General features: G+C 69.7%; 21 protein-coding genes. 15 read left to right on the forward strand and 6 right to left on the reverse strand.

Going from position 1 to position 24,070, the window contains the following annotated elements; translation table 11 throughout:
* Nucleotides 1–7: 7 nt before the first annotated feature.
* The 5 genes from ASG91_RS06125 to ASG91_RS06145 all read left to right on the forward strand — a co-directional run bounded on the left by ASG91_RS06125 (nt 8) and on the right by ASG91_RS06145 (nt 6,786).
* Nucleotides 8–724: an AIM24 family protein gene (locus tag ASG91_RS06125; protein ID WP_056921691.1), complete on the forward strand. Its 717-nt coding sequence runs from the start codon at nt 8–10 to the stop codon at nt 722–724.
* Nucleotides 721–2,220, forward strand: a complete 1,500-nt coding sequence (locus tag ASG91_RS06130) for a class I SAM-dependent methyltransferase (protein WP_056921692.1) — start codon at nt 721–723, stop codon at nt 2,218–2,220. Before ASG91_RS06125 ends, ASG91_RS06130 begins: the two co-directional genes overlap by 4 nt.
* A 185-nt stretch (nt 2,221–2,405) precedes the next feature.
* A complete protein-coding gene (locus ASG91_RS06135; RefSeq protein ID WP_082592874.1) occupies nt 2,406–3,017 on the forward strand; it encodes a TetR/AcrR family transcriptional regulator in 612 nt (203 codons plus the stop codon).
* Nucleotides 3,017–4,753, forward strand: coding sequence for an ABC transporter ATP-binding protein (locus tag ASG91_RS06140; RefSeq protein WP_056921694.1), 1,737 nt, complete (start codon nt 3,017–3,019; stop codon nt 4,751–4,753). The genes ASG91_RS06135 and ASG91_RS06140 overlap by 1 nt, the downstream gene beginning before the upstream one ends.
* Nucleotides 4,750–6,786, forward strand: coding sequence for an ABC transporter ATP-binding protein (locus ASG91_RS06145; RefSeq protein WP_056921695.1), 2,037 nt, complete (start codon nt 4,750–4,752; stop codon nt 6,784–6,786). Before ASG91_RS06140 ends, ASG91_RS06145 begins: the two co-directional genes overlap by 4 nt.
* A 10-nt stretch (nt 6,787–6,796) precedes the next feature.
* Here ASG91_RS06145 and ASG91_RS20865 read toward each other — a convergent pair whose 3' ends face one another.
* Nucleotides 6,797–7,111, reverse strand: coding sequence for an ANTAR domain-containing protein (locus ASG91_RS20865; protein ID WP_162257507.1), 315 nt, complete (start codon nt 7,109–7,111; stop codon nt 6,797–6,799).
* A gap of 513 nt (nt 7,112–7,624) precedes the next feature.
* On the reverse strand, nt 7,625–7,819 hold the full coding sequence (locus ASG91_RS06155; RefSeq protein WP_235545435.1) for a DUF1801 domain-containing protein: 195 nt from the start codon (nt 7,817–7,819) through the stop codon (nt 7,625–7,627).
* A 166-nt stretch (nt 7,820–7,985) separates the two neighbouring features.
* Here ASG91_RS06155 and ASG91_RS06160 point away from each other — a divergent pair, with 166 nt between their 5' ends.
* Entirely contained in the window at nt 7,986–9,749 is a 1,764-nt protein-coding gene (locus ASG91_RS06160; RefSeq protein ID WP_056921697.1) for a sodium:solute symporter family protein, read from the forward strand.
* 11 nt (nt 9,750–9,760) lie between these two features.
* A complete protein-coding gene (locus tag ASG91_RS06165) occupies nt 9,761–10,081 on the forward strand; it encodes a hypothetical protein (protein WP_056921698.1) in 321 nt (106 codons plus the stop codon).
* Between the two features lie 52 nt (nt 10,082–10,133).
* On the opposite strand, the gene ASG91_RS06170 is transcribed toward ASG91_RS06165, so the two are convergent.
* From ASG91_RS06170 to ASG91_RS06180, 3 genes are read right to left on the reverse strand one after another with little or no spacing between them, the layout of a single operon-like run.
* Nucleotides 10,134–11,306 carry an MFS transporter gene (locus ASG91_RS06170; protein ID WP_056921699.1) on the reverse strand — a complete coding sequence of 391 codons (1,173 nt, stop codon included), beginning with the start codon at nt 11,304–11,306 and terminating at the stop codon, nt 10,134–10,136.
* Nucleotides 11,307–11,366: 60 nt separating this feature from the next.
* A complete protein-coding gene (locus ASG91_RS06175; protein ID WP_056921700.1) occupies nt 11,367–11,786 on the reverse strand; it encodes a VOC family protein in 420 nt (139 codons plus the stop codon).
* A complete protein-coding gene (locus ASG91_RS06180; RefSeq protein WP_235545437.1) occupies nt 11,783–12,556 on the reverse strand; it encodes a TetR/AcrR family transcriptional regulator in 774 nt (257 codons plus the stop codon). The genes ASG91_RS06175 and ASG91_RS06180 overlap by 4 nt, the downstream gene beginning before the upstream one ends.
* A gap of 109 nt (nt 12,557–12,665) precedes the next feature.
* Between ASG91_RS06180 and ASG91_RS06185 the strand changes: the two genes are divergently transcribed.
* On the forward strand, nt 12,666–13,736 hold the full coding sequence (locus ASG91_RS06185) for an NAD(P)-dependent alcohol dehydrogenase (protein WP_056921701.1): 1,071 nt from the start codon (nt 12,666–12,668) through the stop codon (nt 13,734–13,736).
* Nucleotides 13,737–13,834: 98 nt separating this feature from the next.
* On the opposite strand, the gene ASG91_RS06190 is transcribed toward ASG91_RS06185, so the two are convergent.
* Nucleotides 13,835–14,635: a dioxygenase gene (locus ASG91_RS06190; RefSeq protein WP_056921702.1), complete on the reverse strand. Its 801-nt coding sequence runs from the start codon at nt 14,633–14,635 to the stop codon at nt 13,835–13,837.
* Between the two features lie 172 nt (nt 14,636–14,807).
* Here ASG91_RS06190 and topA point away from each other — a divergent pair, with 172 nt between their 5' ends.
* From topA to ASG91_RS06225, 7 genes are all read left to right on the forward strand, one after another.
* Nucleotides 14,808–17,621: a type I DNA topoisomerase gene (gene topA, locus ASG91_RS06195; protein ID WP_056921703.1), complete on the forward strand. Its 2,814-nt coding sequence runs from the start codon at nt 14,808–14,810 to the stop codon at nt 17,619–17,621.
* A 4-nt stretch (nt 17,622–17,625) separates the two neighbouring features.
* Complete coding sequence (locus tag ASG91_RS06200; protein ID WP_056921704.1) at nt 17,626–18,984, forward strand: serine hydrolase; 1,359 nt, start codon at nt 17,626–17,628, stop codon at nt 18,982–18,984.
* A 196-nt stretch (nt 18,985–19,180) separates the two neighbouring features.
* Entirely contained in the window at nt 19,181–19,954 is a 774-nt protein-coding gene (locus ASG91_RS06205; protein WP_235545439.1) for an ABC transporter ATP-binding protein, read from the forward strand.
* The gene (locus ASG91_RS06210; RefSeq protein WP_235545440.1) at nt 19,951–20,667 is read left to right on the forward strand and encodes an ABC transporter ATP-binding protein; all 717 of its coding nucleotides are present in this window, start codon (nt 19,951–19,953) and stop codon (nt 20,665–20,667) included. The genes ASG91_RS06205 and ASG91_RS06210 overlap by 4 nt, the downstream gene beginning before the upstream one ends.
* An 87-nt stretch (nt 20,668–20,754) precedes the next feature.
* Nucleotides 20,755–22,011: an ABC transporter substrate-binding protein gene (locus tag ASG91_RS06215; protein ID WP_056921705.1), complete on the forward strand. Its 1,257-nt coding sequence runs from the start codon at nt 20,755–20,757 to the stop codon at nt 22,009–22,011.
* A gap of 22 nt (nt 22,012–22,033) precedes the next feature.
* The gene (locus tag ASG91_RS06220; RefSeq protein ID WP_235545442.1) at nt 22,034–22,993 is read left to right on the forward strand and encodes a branched-chain amino acid ABC transporter permease; all 960 of its coding nucleotides are present in this window, start codon (nt 22,034–22,036) and stop codon (nt 22,991–22,993) included.
* Complete coding sequence (locus tag ASG91_RS06225; RefSeq protein ID WP_056921706.1) at nt 22,990–24,015, forward strand: branched-chain amino acid ABC transporter permease; 1,026 nt, start codon at nt 22,990–22,992, stop codon at nt 24,013–24,015. Before ASG91_RS06220 ends, ASG91_RS06225 begins: the two co-directional genes overlap by 4 nt.
* The last annotated feature ends 55 nt before the right edge of the window (nt 24,016–24,070 follow it).

The raw sequence follows: 24,070 nt of genomic DNA on the forward strand, positions 1-24,070 counted from the left end.
TGGAGTCATGCAGAGTCCGCTCTTTGACCAGGCCAACCTCGAAGTCCAGGCGCAGCAGCGGTTCGCGCTGCAGAACCCGCAGATGCTCCGCGTCCACCTCGGCGGCGACGTGCTGGCCGTCAAGGGCGCGATGGTCTCCTACCAGGGCCAGATCCGCTTCGACCACGAGAAGGCCGGCAGTGTCGGCAAGCTCTTCAAGAAGGTCGTGACGGGCGAGGACGTCTCGCTGATGCGGGTCTCCGGCGAGGGCGACGTCTTCTTCGCGTCCGAGGCCGGGTTCGTCTTCCTCGTCGAGCTGACCGGCGACGCCCTGAGCGTCAACGCCCGCAACCTGCTGGCCTTCGACTCCACCATCGACTGGGACATCAAGCGGGTGCAGGGCGCCGGGATGCTCAGCGGCGGCCTGTTCAACACGACCCTGCATGGCACCGGCACCGTCGCGATCCACACCGTCGGGCAGCCGGTGATCCTCGACTGCAGCCAGCAGCCCACCTACGTCGACGTGCAGGCCTGCGTGGGCTGGTCGGCCAACCTCGTGCCCCAGGTGGTGTCGAGCATGAACGTCCGGTCGATGCTCCGCGGTGGCTCGGGCGAGGCTTTCCAGTACGCCTTCTCCGGCCCCGGTTTCGTCATCGTCCAGCCCAGTGAGTGGACCCCGCCGGCCGCGGGTGGCAGTGGCGGCGGGGGTGGCGGCTTCAACCTCGGCGGCCTGCTCGACGGATGAGCGCTCCCACCCCGGCAGCCGACCCCGAGCTCGTCGCCCGCCTGCGCGCGGACCTCGAGGCCGCGGCATACACGGTCGAGGCGGTGGCTGCGCTCCTCGGACCCCTGGCCGCTGCGGCGCTCGGCCGCGAGCAGGTGATCCCGGCCCAGCGCGTGACGGCCGGCGCCGACGGGCCGCTGGCCACCCTGGTGCGGCTGTTCGGACTCGGCGACGCGGTCGACACGGAGGAGGCGGCGGCCGCGCTGCCCACCCTCGGCCTCGACGGCGCCAGTGCGCTGCGGCTCGTGCGCGAGCAGGGCCCCGGCGTGGTCGCGACCTGCGACCTGCGCCCCTACGGCGAGGAGGGCCACGCCTGGTGGGTCGCCTCCGACCTCACCGAGCTCGCCACCCGTGCACCCCTGCGCGAGGACCACGTCCTCGGCATCGGCGGGGCGTCGACCACGCTGGCCTCGTGGACGCCGCGCCCGGCCGTCGAGCGAGCCCTCGACGTCGGCACCGGCTGCGGGGTGCAGGCGCTGCACCTGGGTGCCCACGCCAAGCACGTCACGGTCACCGACATCTCGACGCGGGCCCTTGATTTCGCCCGGTTCAACGCCGCCCTCAACGGCCTCGAATGGGAGGTGGTGGAGGGGTCGATGCTGGATCCCGTTGCGGGACAACAGTTCGGGCTGATCGTGAGCAACCCGCCCTTCGTCATCACGCCACGCACCCCCGATGTCCCGCTCTTCGAGTACCGCGACGGCGGACAGGCGGGCGACAGCATCGTCGCCGACCTCGTGCGGTCGATCGGCGACCACCTCGAGCCGGGTGGCGTGGCCCAGTTCCTCGGCAACTGGGAGGTCGTCGGCGACCGCGACTGGCGCGAGCGGGTGCGCGGCTGGGTGGCCGGCACCGGCCTCGACGCCTGGATCGTGCAGCGCGACCTGCAGGACCCTGCCGAGTACGCCGAGACCTGGTCGCGCGACGGCGGTCACCACAGTGCGACGACCGAGTTCACGACGATGTATGCCGCGTGGCTCGACGACTTCGCGTCGCGCGGCGTGAGCGCGATCGGGTTCGGGGTGATCACCCTCCAGAAGCCGGTGGGGGAGCGGGAGCCCTTCGTCGACCTCACCGAGGTGACCGGTCCGGTCACGGCACCGATGGGGCCGCACGTGCTGTCGGGACTGCGCGCCCGGACCTGGCTGGCCGAGCACGACGACGCCGAGCTGCTCGCGGTGGCCTGGCGGTGTGCCGACGACGTGGTGGAGGAGCGACACGGGCGACCGGGTGACGAAGAGCCTGCCGTGATCCAGCTGCGCCAGGGCGTGGGCCTGGGACGCACGATCCGGCTCGACACGGTCGGCGCCGCGCTGGTCAGCGTGTGCGACGGGACGCTGCCTGCAGGGCTGGCCCTGGATGCGATCGCGGAGCTGCTAGGCGAGGACGCGGCGGCCGTCCGCGACTCGGCCGTTCCGCTGCTCCGGGGACTGGTGGCCGACGGCCTGCTCGTCTGAGTCGTCTTCTCCATCCGGTTCGATGTAAACCCGCCGGCGAATCCCGGCGGGTTTACATCGAACCGAGTGGGGTGGCGGCCTCGAACCGAGTGAGTGACCGCCGGGACATCTGTCATGAGTGGGTCCGTTTGTGCAGGTGGAAAACGTGGTTGTGAGTGAGTGCTCACTCACTCATACTGATTCCCATGTCACCCCGCGCTCCCGCGATGGCCCCCGACGACCGGCGGGCCTCGATCATCGCCGCCACGATCCCGCTGCTGCGGGACAAGGGCCGCGGCATCAGCACCAAGGAGATCGCCAAGGCGGCCGGCATCGCCGAGGGCACGATCTTCCGGGTGTTCGACAGCAAGGACGAGATCATCCACGCCTGCGTCCACGAGGCGTTCGACACCGCGGCGGTCAAGGCCGAGCTGGCGGCCGTGGACCGCGACCTGCCGCTGCGTGACCGCCTGGCTGCGGCGGTCACCGTGATGCAGAAGCACCTCCAGGGGATCTTCGCGCTGATGAGCGTGCTGCAGTCGTCCGGCCAGCCGTTGCACCGTCCGATGGACGCCAAGGCGCTGCGCCGTCGCCAGGAGGGGACCGCCGAGCTCGACCAGGCCTTCACCGACCTGATCGGCGACGACGCGCAGCGGCTGCGGATCCCGGTGCTCAACTTCATCGGCTACCTGCGGATGCTCACGCTCTCCAGCGTGCACCCCATGCTCGACGGCCAGGACTCGACGGCCTCCGAGCTCGTCGACGTCGTGCTCGAGGGCGCGCTGGCCCGACCAACCACCACGAGGGGGAAGAACTAGTGCTCATCCGGATCATCCGCGACTACCTCAGGCCATACAGCGGTCTGGTCGCCGTGCTCGTCGGGCTGCAGCTCATCGGGACGATGGCCTCGCTCTACCTGCCCAGCCTGAACGGCACAATCATCGACGAGGGCGTGGCCAAGGGCGACACCGGCTTCATCGTGCGCACCGGCGGGTGGATGCTCGCGGTGTCGCTCGTGCAGATCGTCGCCACCGTCGCCGCCACCTACCTCGGGGCCAAGTCGGCTGCCGGCCTGGGCCGCGACCTGCGGGCCGGCATCTTCGCGCGGGTCGGCGACTTCTCCGCGCAGGAGGTCTCGAGGTTCGGGGCCCCCACCCTGATCTCCCGCAACACCAACGACGTCACCCAGGTGCAGACGGTCGTCTTCATGGGCGCGGCGATGATGGTGTCGGCGCCGATCATGATGGTCGGCGGCATCATCATGGCGCTGCGCGAGGACGTCGGGCTGTCCTGGCTCGTGGCCGTCGCCGTGCCCGCGCTGGCGCTGTCGGTCGCGCTGGTGATCCGCAAGATGATCCCGCAGTTCCGGCTCATGCAGGAGTCGGTCGACTGGGTGAACCGCGTGCTGCGGGAGCAGATCACCGGCATCCGCGTCGTGCGCGCCTTCGTCCGCGAGGAGCACGAGCAGGATCGCTTCGCCGAGGCCAACACGCAGTACACCGGCACCGCGCTGGCCGTCGGCCGGCTGATGGCGATGATCTTCCCGATCGTCATGCTGATCTTCAACGCCTCGACCGTGGCCGTGCTGTGGTTCGGCTCGCACCGCGTGGAGAACGGTCAGATGCAGATCGGCGAGCTCACCGCCTTCATGAGCTACCTGATGCAGATCCTCATGTCGGTCATGATGGCGACCTTCATGTCGATGATGATCCCGCGCGCGACGGTTTCCGCCGGGCGGATCACCGAGGTTCTCGACACCGACTCCACGGTCGTCCAGCCGTCTGCGCCCGTGGCGATCCCGCGCACCGGCACCACGGTGGAGCTGCGTGACGTCGAGTTCTGCTACCCGGGGGCGGACGTGCCTGTCCTGCAAGGGGTTTCGATGACCGCCGAGCCGGGCCGCACCACCGCCATCATCGGAAGCACGGGCGCAGGCAAGTCCACGCTGGTGTCCCTCATCCCGCGCCTCTACGACGTGACCGGCGGGTCGGTGCGCCTGGGCGGGGTGGACGTGCGCGATGCGGCCCTCGAGGACGTCTGGTCGCGGATCGGGCTGGTGCCGCAGAAGCCCTACCTGTTCACCGGCACGGTCGCGTCCAACCTGAGGTACGGCGACTCCGAGGCGACCGACGACGAGCTCTGGGACGCCTTGCGGATCGCGCAGGCCGAGGACTTCGTGCGCGCCATGCCGCTGGGCCTCGACTCGCCCATCGCCCAGGGTGGCACCAACGTCTCGGGTGGTCAGCGGCAACGGCTCGCCATCGCCCGAGCCCTGGTGGCCAAGCCCGAGGTGTTCCTCTTCGACGACAGCTTCTCGGCCCTCGACCTGTCGACGGACGCGAGGCTCCGGTCCGCGCTGCGGCCGGTCACGCGGCATACCGCAGTCATCGTCGTGGCCCAACGGGTCTCGACGATCATCGACGCCGACCACATCGTCGTCCTCGACGACGGCAAGGTGGTCGGCGCAGGCCGCCACGACGAGCTGCTGGAGACGTGTCCGACGTATGTCGAGATCGTCGAGTCGCAACGATCTGCAGAGGAGGCCGCGGCATGACTGCCGAAGGTGTGAAGACCGAGGAGGAGAAGGCCGCCGAGGCCCGTCGTGGCCCGGGTGCGAATGCTGCCCAGCGGCGCGGTCCGATGTCGCTGGGCATGCCGACCGAGAAGTCGCAGAACTTCGGGCCGTCGGCGAAGCGGCTGCTCTCGCTGCTCCAGCCCGAGCGGACGTCGCTGTATGCCGTGCTGTCACTGGCCGTGGCCAGCGTTGCCCTCAACGCCGTGGGGCCCAAGATCCTGGGGCGGGCGACCGACCTGATCTTCGCCGGGTTCGTCGGGAAGCAGCTGCCGTCCACCGCTACGCGTGACCAGGTCGTGCAGGGACTGCGCGCCCAGGGGCAGGACAAGCAGGCCGACCTGATCGCGAAGATGGACCACCTCAGGCCCGGTTTCGGCATCGACTTCGGTGCCGTGGGGCGGGTGCTGCTGTTCGTGCTCGCCCTCTACGCCGTCGCGAGCGTGCTGTCGTGGGCGATGGGCTGGATCCTCACCGGCGCCGTCAACCGCACCATCTTCAACCTGCGGCGAGACGTCGAGGACAAGCTGAACCGACTGCCGTTGCCCTACTTCGACAACCAGCCGCGTGGCGAGCTGCTCAGCCGCGTCACCAACGACATCGACAACGTCGCGCAGAGCATGCAGCAGACGCTCAGCCAGATGCTGACGTCGCTGCTGACCGTCGTCGCGATGGTCGCGATGATGCTCTACATCTCGCCACTGCTGGCGGTGATCGCGCTCGTCACGATCCCGGTCTCGATGGTCGTCACCGCGACCATCGGCAAGCGGTCCCAGAAGCACTTCGTGCAGCAGTGGAAGAGCACCGGTGAGCTCAACGGCATCGTCGAGGAGACCTTCACGGGCCACCAGCTGGTCAAGGTCTTCGGTCGCGAGGACGAGGTGCGTGAATCGTTCAAGGCGAAGAACGACGACCTGTTCAACGCCGGCTTCGGCGCGCAGTTCATCAGCGGCATCATCATGCCGACGATGATGTTCATCGGGAACCTCAACTACGTGGTGATCGCCGTCGTCGGTGGCCTGCGGGTGGCGAGCGGATCGATGAGCCTCGGCGACGTGCAGGCGTTCATCCAGTACTCGCGCCAGTTCACCCAGCCGCTCACGCAGGTGGCCTCGATGGCGAACCTGCTGCAGTCCGGGGTCGCTTCGGCCGAGCGGGTCTTCGACGTGCTCGACGCGCCTGAGCAGCGGGCTGACGCAGTCGCCCCGACCACCCTCGACGACCCGCACGGGCTGGTGAAGTTCGAGGACGTGTCGTTCTCCTACGACCCGGAGAAGCCGCTGATCCAGCACCTCGACCTCAGCGTCGAGCCGGGCCAGACGGTGGCGATCGTCGGGCCCACCGGTGCCGGCAAGACCACCCTGGTCAACCTGATCATGCGGTTCTACGAGCTCGATGCCGGCCGGATCACCCTCGACGGCGTCGACATCACCGACCTGACCCGGCACAACCTGCGCAGCGAGATCGGCATGGTGCTGCAGGACGCCTGGCTGTTCGGCGGGACGATCCGCGACAACATCGCGTACGGACGGCCCGGTGCGAGCGAGGACGAGGTCATCGCCGCGGCGAAGGCCACCTACGTCGACCGGTTCGTGCACTCGCTCCCCGATGGCTACGACACGGTGCTCGACGCCGAGGGTGGCAACATCAGCGCGGGCGAGAAGCAGCTCATCACCATCGCGCGGGCGTTCCTGTCGGACCCGGCGCTGCTGATCCTCGACGAGGCCACCAGCTCGGTCGACACCCGCACGGAGCTGCTGGTGCAGCAGGCCATGTCGGCGCTGCGCCACGACCGGACCAGCTTCGTCATCGCCCACCGGCTGTCCACCATCCGCGACGCCGACGTCATCCTCGTGATGCGCGACGGCCAGATCGTCGAGCAGGGTTCGCACGAGCAGCTGCTCGCGAGCGGCGGCGCCTACGCCGAGCTCTATGCGGCGCAGTTCAGCGGCGCGGCCGTGGACGTCGACACAGGTGAGGCGCCCGCGCCAGACCTGGCCGTCGCCAAGGTCTGAGCCCCGTCGCTCAACGGCGGGGCCTCGGGTTCATGGTTCGCGTCGAGTCCACGAGGCGAAGCTGGGGCGGATGGGCTCCCGACTCGGCGACCTGGATGAGTTGCGCGGCGACCTCTGCGACCGTGCGGTTCGTGTTCTGTCCTATGCCGCGCAGCACCTCGTACGCCGCTTCCCGATCCAACCCATGGCTGGCCATGACCAGACCGGTGGCCACACCGGTGTCGTAGGAACGGCGGCGGCCCATCGTGGCCTCGTTCCCCCACGCGGGGCCCGGGTTCCCGTCCACGAAGGCCTGGTCCAAGGCCGCCTCGATCTGGCTGGCCACGATCTCCGCCACCACGACGGCCGCGGCATCGAATCCGCCGGTCGCACCCGTGAACAGTCGGAGCTCTCCCGCTCCTGCCCGATCCAGAAGGGCAATGGGCAGGCACACGACGTGGGAGCCCGGGCGACTGAGCGCTCCGGGCCGGGTGGCGTCGCGGTCGGCAGTCGACGCAGCGACACCGGGGTCCCCCGGTCTGGTCACCCGGAGTTCTGCGCGGTCCGTCAGGGGAATGGCCCGGATCGCCAAAGCCGGGGACATGACCAGGATCTGCTCGAACGACGCGCCTGCGAGCAAGCGCGTGGAGCCGACGGCCGCGGCAACGGAATGGCTGAGCGACGTGGGAGGTGGACGCTCAGGCACAGGACTCATCCGCGACTGGCGGGTCAATCGGTCGGTGCATGAGGAGGACCCTGTCTGCGCAGCTGCTACGCGGCGATGCGCTGCAGGGTCCGGGTCAGCACTAGTCGTTCGGTGCACATGACCATGGCACCCGTCATGGGTGCTGTCAATGCATCAGGCGGATGCTGTCATGCCGTGGCGGATGGCTGCTTGGAGGACGTCGGCGTCGATGTCGGCCAGGCGCTTGAACCTGATGCAGTAGCCCGTCACGCTCACCTTGCCGATCGTTTCGCCGTAGGTGCGCTGGAGGAAGGTCTTGTCGTCGAGACCCAGCACGTAGACCGAGATGCCAGACGTGTTGGCGCTCAAGCCGATTCGATAGAACTCGCGGGACGATCCATCGGCGTACGCCGGGACGATGGGGAGCCGGGGCGGCGCGGCCTCGGAGCCGTAGGGCGACGCTTGCCCGGGTGCCGATTCGCGGCATACGCCCTAGGTTGTCGTGAGGTCCGCAGACGTACCCCAGGAGTCGCTGATGAACGCCCTCGCCCACCTCGCCCTACCCGCTGCCGAACCCCTGATCGATGCCAACTGGCTCGACTACACGTTCGTCGCGATCTACTTCGCGTTCGTCCTCGGCATCGGCGTCATGGCCCGACGGTCCGTCTCCGACTCGATCGACTTCTTCCTGTCGGGGCGTTCGCTGCCCGCGTGGGTGACCGGCCTGGCGTTCATCTCGGCCAACCTCGGTGCCGTCGAGATCATGGGCATGTCGGCCAACGGTGCGGAGATCGGGCTGCCGACGGTGCACTACTTCTGGGTCGGGGCGATCCCGGCGATGCTGTTCCTCGGCGTCGTGATGATGCCGTTCTACTACGGCTCCAAGGTGCGCTCCGTCCCGGAGTTCATGTTCCGGCGGTTCGGCAAGGGAGCCCACCTGGTCAACGCGATCAGCTTCGCGTTCGCCCAGCTGCTCATCGCCGGCGTCAACCTCTACCTCCTCGGGTCGATCGTGCACGCGCTGCTCGGCTGGCCGCTCTGGGTCGCGCTCATCGTGGCCGCGGCGATCGTGCTGTCCTACATCACCCTCGGCGGCCTGTCGGCAGCGATCTACAACGAGGTCCTGCAGTTCTTCGTCATCGTCGCCTCGCTCCTGCCACTGACCCTGATCGGCCTGCACCGCGTGGGTGGGTACGGTGGCCTCAAGGACAAGATCACGGCCTTCGCCGAGTCCCAACCGGCTGGCTCCAAGGTGGCTCCGGCGGCACAGCAGCTCGAGTCCTGGCCGGGCCAGGCGCTGTCCGGCTTCGACTCGCCGTTCTGGTCGGTGGTCGGCATCGTCTTCGGGCTCGGCTTCGTGCTGTCCTTCGGCTACTGGACGACGAACTTCGTCGAGGTGCAGCGCGCGATGGCCTCCAAGTCGATCTCGGCGGCTCGCAAGACGCCCATCATCGGTGCCTTCCCCAAGATGTTCGTGCCGTTCCTCGTCATCTTCCCCGGCATGGTGTCGGCAGTCCTGGTCAAGGAGATCATCGACCTCAAGGGCGGGGGCAGCCCGCCGGGAGGTGCCTCCGGCGAAGGGGTGAAGTACAACGACGCCCTGCTCCTGCTGATGCGCGACATCCTCCCCAACGGTCTGCTGGGCCTGGCCATCGCCGGACTGCTGGCTGCCTTCATGGCCGGCATGGCGGCGAACATCTCGGCCTTCAACACGGTCTTCAGCTACGACCTGTGGCAGCGCTACATCCGCAAGGACCACAGCGACGACTACTACCTGCGGATCGGCCGGCTGGCCACGGTGGCGGCGACCCTCATCGCGATCTTCACGGCGACCCTGGCGAGCAGCTTCTCGAACATCATGGACTACCTCCAGACACTGTTCGGGTTCTTCAACGCGCCCTTGTTCGCGACGTTCATCCTCGGCATGTTCTGGAAGCGGATGACCGCCACCGCAGGCTGGGTGGGCCTCGCGAGCGGCACGCTCTCCGCAGTGCTGGTGGCCTTCCTCTCGGAGGACGCGTTCGGCTCCCTCAGCCAAGGGGTCATCCCCCTCTCGGGGCAGGGCGCGAGCTTCGTCGCCGCCTCGACGGCCTTTGTCGTCGACATCGTCCTCAGCGTCGTGGTCAGCCTGGCGACCCAGCCCAAACCGGCCTCCGAGCTCAAGGGGCTGGTCTACTCCGAGACGCCGAGGGAGGACCTCGTCGACCCCGAAGAGGCGAGTCTCCCCTGGTACCAACGCACCCTGCCCCTCGCAGGCATCGCACTCGTCATGGTCCTCGTCCTCAACTTCGCGTTCTAAGGAGGCTGCACATGTCCGACAAGAAGACCGACACCTCGGCCGAGGCATCCGGCGGCCACACCGCCGGTGCGTTCGACATCCGCAACATCATCGGGGCCCTGCTCGCCATCTACGGCGTGCTGCTGCTTGCCGCAGGGCTCTTCATGGACACCGAGGAAGCCAAGACCGGCGGCGTCAACGCCAACCTCTGGACCGGCCTCGCGCTGGCCGTCGCCGGCGCGGTCTTCCTCGTGTGGGCGCGGCTCAAGCCGATCATCGTCCCCGCCGACGTCGAGCGGGTCGAGGACGACCCGACCCGACCTGCACCGCGGCGCCGCCCCGGCGGCCACTAGCCGCAGACCCCCACGGCGGGGTATGCCGGGTGGTCACCACCCGGCATACCGGTCAGTGGGTCTCGCGGACTGGCTGGCGACGCAGGGCCTGGCTGCCGGTGAAGGCCAGGACCGCCGCGGCGGCCATGCCCAGCGCGCCTCCGCACACCCACATCAGCCGGGGGCTGAGCTCGAAGAGCGCCCCGGCGAGCGGTGGCGCGATGACCGTGCCGCCGATCGAGGCCGCGCCGTAGAGGCTCTGGTAGCGACCGTGCATGCCGTCGGGTGCGCGGTCCGACGCGTGCGCGGTGGCCGTCGGCTTGTAGAGCATCTCGCCGGCGGTCACGACGGCCACGGCGACGAGGACCACCACGATGCCCGGCGAGGGAGCCACCACCACCCAGCCGACGCCGACGAGCAGGAAGCCGAGGGCGATCAGGCGTTCGGGGGCGCGGTCGCGGAGCCGGTGCGCGAGCCACGGCTCGAACAGCACGATCAGCGCGCAGTTGAGCGAGATCGTCGTGCCGTAGATCCACGGGGCGGCGCCGAGGGCGTCGAGCTGCCAGGGCACGGCGGAGTAGGCGAACCGGTAGGCCGTGTCGGCGGCGACGACCGTCAGCAGCAGCAGGACGAAGCGCGGGTCCTGGCGCAGGGCAGCGAGCAGCCGGGTGGGCGTGCCGTCGGGCAGCGGGACGCGCGCGGCGGTCGGCACGACGAACATCACGACGCCGAGCATCATCAGGCTCGCGACTGCGTCGATGACGAAGATCGCGCCGAAGTGGTGCACGGCCAGCAGGCCTCCGAGCGGTGGGCCGAGGACGGTGCCGGCGTTGTTGACCGCCCGCATCCACGCGGTCGCCTGACGGCGGTGCTCGGTCGGCAGGGCGCTCGTGACGAGGGCGAACGACACCGGTCGGCCCACCCCGCCGAGCGCGCCCATGAGCGCCAGCACGACGGGCAGGGCGGGAGTCGGCGTCACCGGGACGAGCAGGCAGCCGACGGCCGAGGCGAGCGACGCCAGCGCCAGCGTCGGGCGCAGTCCGAAGCGGTCGCCGACCGAGCCGCCGGCGAGGTTGCCGGCGATCATGCCCAGGCCCCAGACGGCCGCGATCGACCCTGCGGCGCCCTCGCTCAGGCCGCGGTCGGAGACCAGGTAGAGCGGGATGAAGACCCAGGCCATCGAGCCGAGGGCGTTGACGAACCGGCCGACGAGCAGCCACCGGACCCAGCCGGGGAGATCCCTCACGCCAGCGTCACCACACGGCCCCGCCTGCCGAACCGGCCGTGCGTCACCACTGGACCCACCTCACCACATCGCCTCGAGCTCGGAGGTGCCCAGCGCCGGCGGCAGGTAGCGCGGCTGGTAGAGCGTCATGGTGCCGGCACCTGGGACGACGAGCTGCACCGTGGTGCCCCACGACTGCTCGGTCACGTCACCGTCGAACTCGGCGCCGCGCTCCCCGAGCTCGGCCATGGTCGCCTCGAGGTCGTCGCACAGCAGCGACAGGTCGAACCGCTGGTCGGTGCCTCCCACCTGCCTGTCACCGTCGGACTCGCCACCGTGGTCCCACGAGGACGGGTGCACGCCGAGCTCGCTCGGCCCGGTGCGGAAGATGAGCCAGCCACCGCCGGTGTCGGTGGCGGGGAAGCGCAACACGTCGCGGAAGAAGTCGCGGGCTGCGGCCGGGTCGTGCGCGTAGACCAAGGTGTGCAGTGCGGTGATCATGGGACCACGGTAGAAGCCCGGCGCCGCTCCAGCCCGTCGAGCACGACGTCGAGCCCGAACTCGAACTCGGTCTGGTCGTCGCACCACCCGAGCGTCGAGCCGGGGTCGTCGTGCGCCACCTCACCGAGCATCTCGACCAGGTGCGGGATCTGGCTCGCCATCGCGGCCAGCATCTCCTCCGAGGCGTCGCCGGCCGCGGCGTCACCGGGGTCGAAGAGCTCCTGCGAGAAGCCGATGACCCGGCTGCCGAGGGCGTGCAGCGAGTGGTGGGCGAGGTCGTGGCTGAACCCGCCGGCCCGCAGGATCCCCACGACCCCGTCGTAGTAGCGCACGATGTCGAGGTTCATGGTGGTGCGGGTCTCCAGGACGCCCGGGGCCCACCGGTGCTGCAGCATCACCTCACGGGCGGCCAGGGCCCGGGCCCGCAGCGCGCCCCGCCAGTCGGCCGCCGGGTCGGGGGAGTCGAGCGATGCCACGGCGGCGACGAGCTCGGTGGCGACCTGCTCCACCATCGCGTCGAGCATCGCCTCCTTGCCGGCGACGTGGTTGTAGAGCGACATCGCCTCGACGCCGAGCTCCTGCCCGATCCGCCGCATCGAGACCGCCGCGATGCCCTCCGCGTCGGCCACGTCGACCGCAGCACGCATGACGCGCTCGCGGCTGAGCGGGGTGCGCGGCGTGCCCTTCGTGGTGGCGCCGGCCGGGTCACGGCTGGTGTCGCTCTCGACGGTGTCGGTCACGGGTCCCTCCGGTCGGCTGGGGTCGGGCACGCGGGCGGTCCTCACGAATGCTAGCTCTCGGCCGTTGACAGACTTACGGCGTAGGGCTAACTTACACCGTATATTTACACCGTAAGTTCAACCCCACCCAGGAGCCACCATGACCGACCTCGACCACACCAGCCCTTCCGCGGCGCCGCCGAGCGTGGCCACCGAGCCCGCCCCGCGGCATACCGGTCCCAGGCCCACGACGATGCGCGCGGCGGTGCACGAGCGCTACGGCAACCCGGAGGAGGTCGTCGTCGTCAAGACCGTGCCGGTGCCGGAGGTGGGGCCCGACGACGTGCTCGTCCGGGTCGCGGCCGCGTCGGTCAACGCCCTCGACTGGCACTACGTCACCGGGCTGCCGATGTTCGCCCGCCCGACGCTGGGCCTGCGTCGCCCCAAGCGCCAGGTGCCCGGCGCCGACGTGGCCGGGGTCGTCGAGGCCGTCGGGTCGGCGGTCACGCGGTTCCAGCCGGGCGACCGGGTCTTCGGTGAGGTGTCCGGAGGGGCGTTCGCGGAGTACGTCGTGGCGCCGGCCGACTGGCTGGTGCCAGTCCCCGAGGGGGTGGGGATCGAGACTGCCGCAACCATCGGTGTCGCCGCCGAGACCGCGCTCCAGGGCCTGCGCGACTGGGGTCGGCTCGAGCCGGGTCAGCGGGTGCTGGTCAACGGCGCCTCGGGCGGTGTCGGCAGCTTCGCGGTCCAGCTCGCCAAGGCGTTGGGGGCCTCCCACGTGACGGCGGTGTGCAGCACCGGCAACGTCGAGGCGGCCCGCCGAGCCGGCGCCGACCGCGTCGTCGACTACACCCGCAAGGACGTCCGGGCGCTGGGGGAGACCTTCGACCTGTTCTTCGACAACGCCGGCAGCCTGACCCTGCGCGACAGCCGCCGCCTGGTCTCACCCGGGGGCGGCTACGTGATGGTCACCTCGCCGAAGTCGAAGTGGCTGCACCCCATGCCGCGGATGCTCAGCGTGCCGGTCTACTTCGCGTTCGGCAGCCAGCGGGCGCCGGCGTTCAAGGTGGCGTCGCGCAACCGGGCCGACCTCGAGCTCGTGGTCGACCTGGTGGCCCGCGGGCTGGTGACTCCGGTGATGGACCGGCGCTGGGCGCTCGCCGACGCCCCCGAGGCCCTGCGCGTGCAGGGCGAGTTCCACGCCAGGGGCAAGTCGGTGGTCATCCCCTGACCCAAGCCGGACTTGTTGCGCTCAGGTGGTCACAAGGCCGGGGAAACCGGGTCTCGGTGACCACGAGCGCGCAACAAGTGCGGGGTAGAGGGGGCGGGTCAGGCGAACTGCCAGGAACGCTTGCTCAGTCCGAACCAGAAGCCGTCGATGACGCTCTTGTTGTCGAGGCTGCCGGACTCGTATGCCGCGCCGAGACTCACGTACAACGGCGCCCAGTGCTCGGTGCGCGGGTGCGCCTCACGGGCGGCCGGGGCCTTCTGCATGAAGTCGAGGATGGCGTCGACGTCCTGGCGCTCGAGCGCCTCGGCGGCCCAGTTGTCGAACTCCGACGAGGCCCTGGGCGGCGTGCCGTCGGGGCCGCCGGCCGGGTTGAACCAGCGCAGGTTGTGCGTGGTGAAGCCGGAGCCGACGATCAGGGTGCCCTGGTCGCGGAGGGGAGCGAGCTTGCGGCCGAGGTCGAACAACGCCCTCGGGTCGAGCGTCGGCATCGACATCTGCAGGACGGGGATGTCGGCCTCGGGGTACATCTCGACGAGCGGCACGTAGGCGCCGTGGTCGAGGCCGCGGGTCTCGTCACGGTGGACCGGGGTGTCGGTGGAGTGCACGAGCTTGGCGACGTCGGCGGCGAGCTCAGGTGCACCCGGGGCTCCATACGTCACCTCGTAGTAGTGCCGCGGGAAGCCGTAGAAGTCGTAGACCAGGGGGACGTCGCCGGTCGTCGCGGACAGCGACAGCGGTGCCTCCTCCCAGTGCGCGGAGACCATGAGGATGTTCGCCGGCTTGTCGAACTGCGTCGACCACGTCGAGAGCTGGTCGGTCCACACCGGGTCGTCGGCCAGCGGCGGGGCGCCGTGGCTGAGGTACAGCACGGGCTGGCGGGTGGTCGTGGTCTCGCTCATGGCACGAGGATAGCAAAGGTTTACTTGAACCTTCAACTAGTCTCCGGAAGCCACGGACCGAACGCCGGGCGGTGCGACGCGAACTTGACGCGCTCGGATACCGTCATCCGCGATGCCGTGTCCATGCAGCGACGAATCCGCTGCACATGGGATCAGGAACTGAGGTTGAACCATGAGTGAGGGGCGCAAGCTCGTCATCGTCGAGTCGCCGGCCAAGGCGAAGACGATCGGCGGCTACCTGGGCAAGGACTGGGACGTCGAGGCGTCGGTCGGCCACATCCGTGACATCCCCACCCCGTCGGAGATGCCCGCCGACATCAAGAAGGGCCCGTTCGGCCGGTTCGGCGTCGACGTCGACAACGGCTTCGAGGCCTACTACGTCGTCGACGCCGACAAGAAGAAGAAGGTCTCCGAGCTCAAGCGGCTGCTCAAGGGTGCCGACGAGCTCTACCTCGCCACTGATGAGGACCGCGAGGGCGAGGCCATCGCCTGGCACCTGCTCGAGGTGCTCCAGCCCAAGGTGCCGGTCAAGCGGATGGTCTTCCACGAGATCACCAAGGAAGCGATCCAGCGGGCCGCCAACACCACCCGCGACCTCGACGTCGCGATGGTCGACGCGCAGGAGACCCGCCGCATCCTCGACCGCCTCTACGGCTACGAGGTCAGCCCGGTGCTGTGGCGCAAGGTCAAGGCTGGTCTGTCCGCTGGCCGCGTGCAGTCGGTCGCGACCCGCATGGTCGTCGAGCGCGAGCGCGAGCGGATGGCGTTCGTCCGGGCGTCCTACTGGGACGTCGTCGGTGACTTCACGCCCGACGGCACGTCCAACCAGTTCGGCGCGCGCCTCTCCGCGGTCGACGACGCCCGCGTGGCCACCGGCCGCGACTTCGCCGACGACGGCACGCTCAAGTCGAAGAACGTCGTCCACCTCGACGAGGAGACCGCGAACTCCATTGCGCGACAGGTGATCTCGGCTCAGGTCAAGGTCACCAGCGTCCAGGAGAAGCCCTACACGCGGCGTCCGTCCGCACCGTTCACGACGAGCACCCTCCAGCAGGAGGCGTCGCGCAAGCTGCGGCTCTCGTCGAAGAACGCGATGCGGGTCGCCCAGCGGCTCTACGAGAACGGCTACATCACCTACATGCGCACCGACAGCACCACGCTGTCAGAGGCCGCCCTCACCGCCGCCCGCCAGCAGGCGCGCGACCTGTATGGCGCGGAGTACGTGCCCGACGCCCCTCGCCGCTACGAGAAGAAGGTCAAGAACGCCCAGGAGGCGCACGAGGCCATCCGCCCCGCCGGTGACCGGTTCCGCACCCCGGCGCAGGTCGCCGGCGAGCTGCGCGGCGACGAGTTCGCGCTCTACGAGCTGATCTGGAAGCGCACCGTCGCCTCGCAGATGGCCGACGCCCGCGGGTCGACCGCCACGGTCAAGCTCGGCGGCACGCTCGAGGACGGCCGGGTCGTGGAGTTCAGTGCCTCCGGCACGGTCATCACCTTCCGCGGGTTCCTCGCGGCGTACGAGGAGGGCCGCGACGAGGAGCAGATCAGCCGCGCCCAGGAGGCCGACGAGGAGCGTCGCCTCCCCAAGCTCAGCGAGGGCGTGGCGATCACCACGCTGCGCGCCGACGCCGACGGCCACGAGACCTCGCCCCCGCCGCGCTACACCGAGGCGACTCTCGTGAAGGCCATGGAGGAGAAGGGGATCGGTCGACCCTCCACCTATGCCAGCACGGTCGGCACCATCCAGGACCGCGGCTACGTCAACACCCGCGGCAACGCCCTCATCCCCACCTGGCTGGCCTTCGCGGTCACCCGGTTGCTCGAGGAGCACTTCACCGAGCTGGTCGACTACGACTTCACCGCCTCGATGGAGGAGGACCTCGACCGCATCGCCGGGGGCGACGAGCAGCGCGCCGCCTGGCTGCAGCGCTTCTACTTTGGTGAAGGGCTCAGCGGTGAGGGGCTGGCTGACGGCGCCACGACTGGCTCACCCGGCGGGCTGCCGAACATCGGTCGCTCCGGCCAAGGGCTCAAGCACCTCGTCGAAGACCTCGGCGAGATCGACGCCCGCGAGATCTCCACCATCCCGATCGGCGAGGGCATCGTCGTGCGCGTGGGGCGCTACGGCCCCTACGTCGAGGAGACCGTCCCGCAGGGCGTCGACCTGTCGACCGGCGAGATGAGCGACGACGCCGCCACCACGCCGCGCCGCGCGACCATCAACGACGACATCGCACCCGACGAGATGACCCCGGCCAAGGCCCGCGAGCTGCTCGACCAGTCCGCCGACGACGGCAGGGTGCTCGGCCAGGACCCGGACACCGGGCGCGACATCGTCGCCAAGGCCGGTCGCTACGGCCCCTACGTCACCGAGGTGCTGGACGAGGAGACCGCGGCGCTCAAGGGCAAGGCCAAGGTCAAGCCGCGCACCGCGAGCCTGTTCAAGGACATGGACCTCGCGACCATGGACCTCGACACCGCCCTCAAGCTGCTCAGCCTGCCCCGCGTCGTCGGGATGTCGACCGAGGAGGACGGCACCCCGGTCGAGATCACCGCGCAGAACGGCCGCTACGGTCCCTACCTCAAGAAGGGGACCGACTCGCGCTCGCTGACCTCCGAGCAGCAGCTCTTCGACATCACTCTCGAAGAGGCGCTGGCGATCTACGCCCAGCCCAAGCAGCGCGGTCGCGCGTCCTCGGCGCCGCTCAAGGAGCTCGGCAACGACCCGGTGTCGGGTCGGCCGATGGTGGTCAAGGACGGTCGCTTCGGCCCCTACGTCACCGACGGCGAGACCAACTCGACGCTGCGCAAGGGCGACGACCCCGAGGCGATCACCCCGGAGCGTGGCGCCGAGCTGCTGGCCGAGAAGCGCGCCAAGGGCCCCACCACGCGCAAGCGGGCGGCGAAGAAGACGACCAAGAAGGCCGCCACGAAGAAGACGGCTGCGAAGAAGACGGCCAAGAAGGCCGCGACGAAGAAGGCGTAGCCGCATGCCGATCGACCCCACCACGGCCCGCAAGCTGGACCTGCGCCTGGCCACCGAGCAGTCGCAGAGCCGGCTGCCCTCGGTGGCGGCCGGCCTGGTCCGCCACGGCGAGCTGGTGTGGTCGGGTGCGGTCGGCACGCTCTCCGGTCGCGCCGACGGCGAGCCGTCGAGCACCGACACGCAGTACCGGATGGGCTCGATCACCAAGACCTTCGTCGCGGTGGAGGTCATGCGGCTGCGTGACGAGGGCCGCTTCGAGCTGAACGACCGGATCGACTCGCTGCTCCCGGAGACCGCCGACGCCGAGTTCGCAGCGGTGACGGTCGCCCAGCTCCTCTCGCACTCGTCGGGCCTCCAGGCCGAGACGTCGGGCCCGTGGTGGGAGCGGGTCGAGGGCGGCAGCTGGGGCGACCTGCTGGCGAGCCGGCCGACCCTGCGGTTCCGTCCCGGCGCGCGGTTCCACTACTCCAACACCGGGTATGCCGTGCTGGGCGAGCTGGTGGGGCGGCTCCGGGGTGCGTCGTGGCAGGAGGTCGTGACCGCGAACCTGCTCGAGCCGCTCGGCCTGTCCCGGACGACGACCCGGCCGGTTGCCCCGTCGGCGCCCGGCTGGGGCGTGCACCCGATGGCCGACCTGCTCCACGTCGAGCCCGAGCACGACGCCGGGGCGATGGCCCCGGCCGGGCAGCTGTGGTCGACGGTCGAGGACCTCGCACGCTGGGCCACCTTCCTGGCCGGCGACACGGCCGGGCTGCTCGAGCCGGCCACCCTCGAGGAGATGTGCCTGCCGCTCGTCGTCAACGACACGCCCGAACAGGCCTGGACCGGGGCGCACGGCCTCGGCTGGCAGGTCTGGAACGTCGACGGCGCGCGCTTCGCCGGACACGGCGGCTCGATGCCCGGCTTCCTGGCCGGGCTGCGGGTCAACCTGGCCACCGGCGACGGCTTCGTCCTCTTCGCGAACGCGACCTCGGGCATGGGCCCGCTCGGTCTCGACCTGTTGGAGCTGCTCGCCGCGGAGCCTCGCGAGGTCAAGCCCTGGCACGCGGACGCCGAGCAGTCGGCGGCGCTCGAGCTGGTCGGCGACTGGTACTGGGGCACCACCGGCTACGACCTGCGGCTCGCCCCCGACGGCCACCTCCTGCTCGGTGAGCCGGGCAAGCTCCGGGGCACCCGGCTGCGCCCCACCGAGACCGGGTGGGTGGGGCTCGACGGATACTTCGAGGGTGAGCCGTTGACCGTCGTCCGGGACGCCGACGGACGCCCCGGCCACCTCGACCTGGGGTCCTTCCGGCTGAGCCGGACGCCCTACGACCCTGCCGCCGACATCCCGGGTGACGTCCACCCGGACGGCTGGCACTGAACCACGCGGCATACCCCGTCATCCAACTGCCCGAAAACATGCCAAACCGTGACACCGGCAGGATGTGTGCCGAGGACATGTTCTGGCACGGTTGTGTGGCGAACCCGGACATGTCCGGCCCACTCCGGTCGCCCTAGGGTTCTGCACAGCGCGACGGATCCCCCACCGTCGCACCGAACCGCACGAGGAGGTGCCGGTGCCCAGCGACGCCAGCGCGCCCGCGCCAGGAGCACTGCTCCAGACCCGTGAGCTGACCAAGGAGTTCCGCGGCTTCCGTGCCGTCTCCGACGTCAGCCTCAGCGTCGCCGAGGGGACCGTCCACGCGCTCGTCGGCCCCAACGGTGCCGGCAAGACCACCCTGTTCAACCTGCTGACCGGCTTCCTGTCGCCGACGTCGGGCCAGATCCTCTTCCGCGGCGAGGACATCACCGGCCGCCAGCCCGAGCAGATCGCCCACCTCGGCATCGCGCGCTCGTTCCAGATCACCAGCCTGTTCGACCAGATGAGCGCCGTCGACCACGTCGAGCTGGCGCTGGCCTCCCCGACCGGGCTGGGCTACCGCTTCTGGCGGTCGTCCTCGCAGATGCGGCAGTTCCGCGACCGGGCCATGGACCTGCTCGGCCAGGTCGGTCTCGCGGACCGCTCGGGCGCAGCAGCCGGGTCGCTGGCCTACGGGCAGAAGCGGGCCCTCGAGCTCGCCCTCGCGCTCGCGCTGGACCCCCAGCTCCTGCTCCTCGACGAGCCCACTGCAGGGATGGGCCTGGAGGACGTCGACCGCACCATCGCGCTCGTCAAGAAGGTCTCGGAGGGCCGCACCGTCGTGTTCGTCGACCACAACATGCACGTCGTCGGGTCACTGGCCGACACAGTGACCGTGCTGCAGTCCGGGCAGGTGCTCGCCGAGGGCAGCTACGACCAGGTGCGCCACGACGAGCGCGTCGTCACCGCCTACCTCGGACAGGCCGGGTGACCCCGGTGCCCGGCGAGATCCTCGAGGTCGACGGCCTGTCCGCGTGGTACGGCGAAGCGCGGGTGCTGACCGACGTCAACCTGCGCGTCGCGCCGGGTGAGGTGGTCACGCTCGTCGGACGCAACGGCGCCGGCAAGACCACGTTGCTGCGCTCGGTGATGGGCCTGCACCGCCAGGTCGAGGGCTCGGTCTCGTGGGCCGGCCAGGTGCTCGGCCGGTCGAGTGCCGACAAGCGGGCCAAGGCCGGCATCGGCTGGGTGCCCGACGACCGCGGCATCTACGCGACGCTCTCCGTGCAGGAGAACCTGCTCCTCCCCCCGATCACCAGCAAGGCCGACGCGTGGAGCCTCGAGCGCGTCTACGAGCAGTTCCCCGTGCTGCAGGAGCGCCGCGACTTCCCCGGCACCAAGCTGTCGGGCGGTGAGCAGCAGATGCTCGCCATCGCCCGGGTGCTCCGCACCGGCTCGCGGTTGCTGCTCCTCGACGAACCGTCCGAGGGGCTCGCGCCGGTCATCGTCCAGCAGATCGGCGACATCATCCGCCAGATCAAGGACCAGGGCGTCTCGGTGCTGCTCGTCGAGCAGAACGTGAAGTTCGCCGCCACCGTCGCCGACCGCCACTACCTGCTCGCGCAGGGCCGTGTCGTGGAGTCGCGCGACAACGACTCCTTCCAGTCCCGCACCTCCGAGCTCCTCGAGTACCTCGGCATGTGAGCCCCAACGCGTCCCACTGAGCAGCCCCGCGTCACCAGACCACCTGAACCATCCCGCTCGTCCGGCTCCACACCCCAGGAGGGGAACATGCAGCGCACCACGTCCCGACAGACCCTGGCCGTCCTGGCCACTGCTGTCACCGGCAGCCTCGTGCTCGCCGCGTGCGGCGGGGCCGGCGGCCCCAGCTCCGGCGGCGGCAAGATCAGTGACGGCAAGGTCGTCATCGGTCTGCTCAACGACCAGTCCGGTGTCTACAAGGACCTGTCCGGCCCCAACTCGAAGGTCGCCATCCAGATGGCGATCGACGACTACAAGGCCAAGTACGGCGACAAGGCCGTCGCCAAGGACATCGAGATCGTCGCGGCCGACCACCAGAACAAGCCCGACGTCGCCAACACCAAGGCGCAGGAGATGTACGACCGCGACAAGGCCGACATCATCCTCGACGTGCCGACCTCGTCGGCGGCGCTCGCCGTCGCGACCCAGGCCAAGGCGAAGAAGAAGCTGTTCATCGACATCGGCGCCGGCACCACTGCGCTGACCGGCGCCCAGTGCAACAAGTACACGTTCCACTGGGCCTACGACACCTACATGCTCGCCTCTGGCACCGGAGCCGCGCTGGTCGAGGGTGGCGGCAAGAACTGGTCGATCGTCTACCCCGACTACGCCTTCGGCCAGGACATGACCAAGTCGTTCACCGCGGCCGTCGAGCGCGCGGGTGGCACGGTCCAGCAGAAGATCGCCACGCCGTTCCCCAACGAGAACTTCGCGACCTTCATCACCAAGGCCGGCTCGTCCAAGCCCGACGTCATCGGGATCATGGCTGCCGGTGGTGACCTGGTGAACTTCGTGAAGCAGTACAACCAGGCCGGGATGGCCGACAAGGCCAAGCTCGCGGTCGGCCTGATGTTCATCACCGACATCCACAGCCTGGGGGTCGACCAGTTCAAGGGCACCACCTTCACCGACGCGTGGTACTGGAACTTCGACGCCCAGAACAAGGCCTGGGCCGACAAGTTCAAGGCCAAGACCAACACCCGCCCGTCGTTCGCCCACGCCGGCAACTACTCCGCCGCGTTCAACTACCTCGAGGCCGTCCAGGCTGCCGGCACCGACAAGTCCGACGACATCGTCAAGCAGCTCGAGGGCAAGAAGATCAACGACATGTTCCTGCGCAACGGTGAGGTCCGCGCGGCCGACCACAACGTGATCCACGACGTCTACCAGGTCAAGGTCAAGAGCAAGGACCAGGTCAAGGAGGAGTGGGACTACGAGGAGGTCGTCAAGACCATCCCCGCCGCCGACGCCTACGGCCCGGCCAACCCCGCCTGCAAGATGGGCTGACGCCGCCACACGAGCGCGAGGTATGCCGCCCGCTCGCCCCGAGCGGGCGGCATACCGCGCCGGGCCGAAGCTCGAGAACAACCGCACCGCACCGACCACGGGAAGCCACATGACCGCCTTCATCCAGTACACGCTCCAGGGCCTGGCCCTCGGTGGCTTCTACGCGCTGGCCGCGCTGGGACTGGCCGTGATCTTCGGTGTCCTCGGCGTGGTCAACTTCAGCCACGGTGCCTGCTACATGCTCGGCGCGGTCGGCGCGGCCGTCCTGTTGGATGCCACCGGCCTCGGGTTCTGGTGGGCGCTGCCGCTGATGACGATCGCGATGTTCCTGTTCGGGGTGCTGATGGAGCGGCTGCTCGTCCAGTGGCTGCTGCGGCTCGACCCGCTCTACAACTTCCTCCTCACCTTCGGGCTCACCCTCCTGCTCGTCGACGTGGTCAAGCGCAAGTACGGGGTCTCCGGTCTGCCCTACCCACTGCCGGCCGGGCTCGACGGCCGGATCACCCTCGGGGCGGTGTCGCTGTCGACCTACCAGGTGTTCGCGGCGGTCTTCTCGATCAGCGTCTGCCTCGCGGTCTGGCTGGTGCTGACCAAGACCCGGGTCGGCATGATCGTGCGAGCCTCCACCGAGGACGCCGAGCGGTCCCGGGCGCTCGGCATCAACGTGAGCCGTTGGGTGACCCCGGTCTTCGGCTTCGGCATCGCCCTGGCGGGGCTGGCGGGAGTGCTGCGTGCGCCCACCGGCTCGGTCACCGCCGACATGGGCAGCTTCTTCATCATCATCCTGTTCGCGGTGGTCGTGATCGGCGGACTGGGCTCGATCCTCGGCGCCGTCGTCGCGGGCTTCCTGGTGGGCCTCGTGGAGGCGTACGGCCAGGGGTATGCCGGCCGGTTCAGCCAGGTGTTCATCTTCATGCTGATGGCGTTGGTGATCCTGGTCCGGCCCTCCGGGTTGTTCGGGCGAGAGGAGGCCGCGTCATGAGTGCGCAGCTGGAGCGCAAGGTCGACGTCGAGCTGCCCGCCGGTCCCGTGGTGGCGGCCCGCCGCCCCGTCGTCCGGTGGGCGATGCTGGCGGTCGGCCTGGTGGTGACCCTCGCGCTGCCGTGGTTCATCTACCCGCCGGTGGCGATGGACATCGCCGCGTGGGCACTGTTCGCGATCTCGGTCGACCTGCTGCTGGGCTACACAGGCCTCCTGTCGTTCGGGCACGCCGCCTTCTGGGGCACCTCGGCCTACACGACCGGCCTCATCGCCACCCACGTCGGCGTGCCCTGCCCGCTGGCCGTGCTCGGCGGCGCGGTCGCCGCGATGGTGCTGGCCGTGCCGATCGGCTACCTGTCGGTCAAGCGCACCGGCATCTACTTCGCCATGGTGACGCTGGCCTTCGCCCAGATGGTCTACTTCATCGCCAACCAGTGGCGCTCGGTGACCGGTGGTGAGAACGGGCTCCAGGGCATCCCGAAGAACCTCGGCCCCGCCACCGACACCATCAACGCCGACTCGTTCTACTTCTACTACGCGGCGCTGCCGATCATCCTGCTCGGCGTCTTCATCGCCTGGCGCACCGTGAACAGCCCGTTCGGCCGGGTCCTGGTGGCGATCCGCGACAACCCGGCGCGTGCGCGGGCCCTGGGCTACGACGTGGAGCGCTACAAGATCATGGCGTTCGTGCTGTCGGCCGGGCTGGCCGGGCTCGCCGGTGGCGTCTTCTCGATCAGCCACGGGTTCGCGTCGCTGCAGGAGCTGATCTGGACCACCTCCGGCAAGGTCGTGCTGATCACGGTGCTGGGCGGGATCGGCACCCTGTGGGGTGCGGTCGTCGGCGCCGCCCTGGTGGTGACCCTCGAGGACCAGCTCGCGTCGTCGGGCTTCAACGGCATCGGCATCGTCACCGGCACGATCTTCGTCGTCATCGTGCTGGCCTTCAGGCACGGCATCTGGGGCACGGCCCGCAACGGCCTGAACTCCTGGCTCCGCAGGCGTCGCACGTCCCGCGACTCCTGACGGCCTGGGTTAGAGTCGGTTCGCTCTAGAGGGACGTGTCAGGTTGCACCTCGCT

The sequence above is a fragment of the Phycicoccus sp. Soil802 genome, from assembly GCF_001429605.1.
GTDB lineage: Bacteria > Actinomycetota > Actinomycetes > Actinomycetales > Dermatophilaceae > Pedococcus.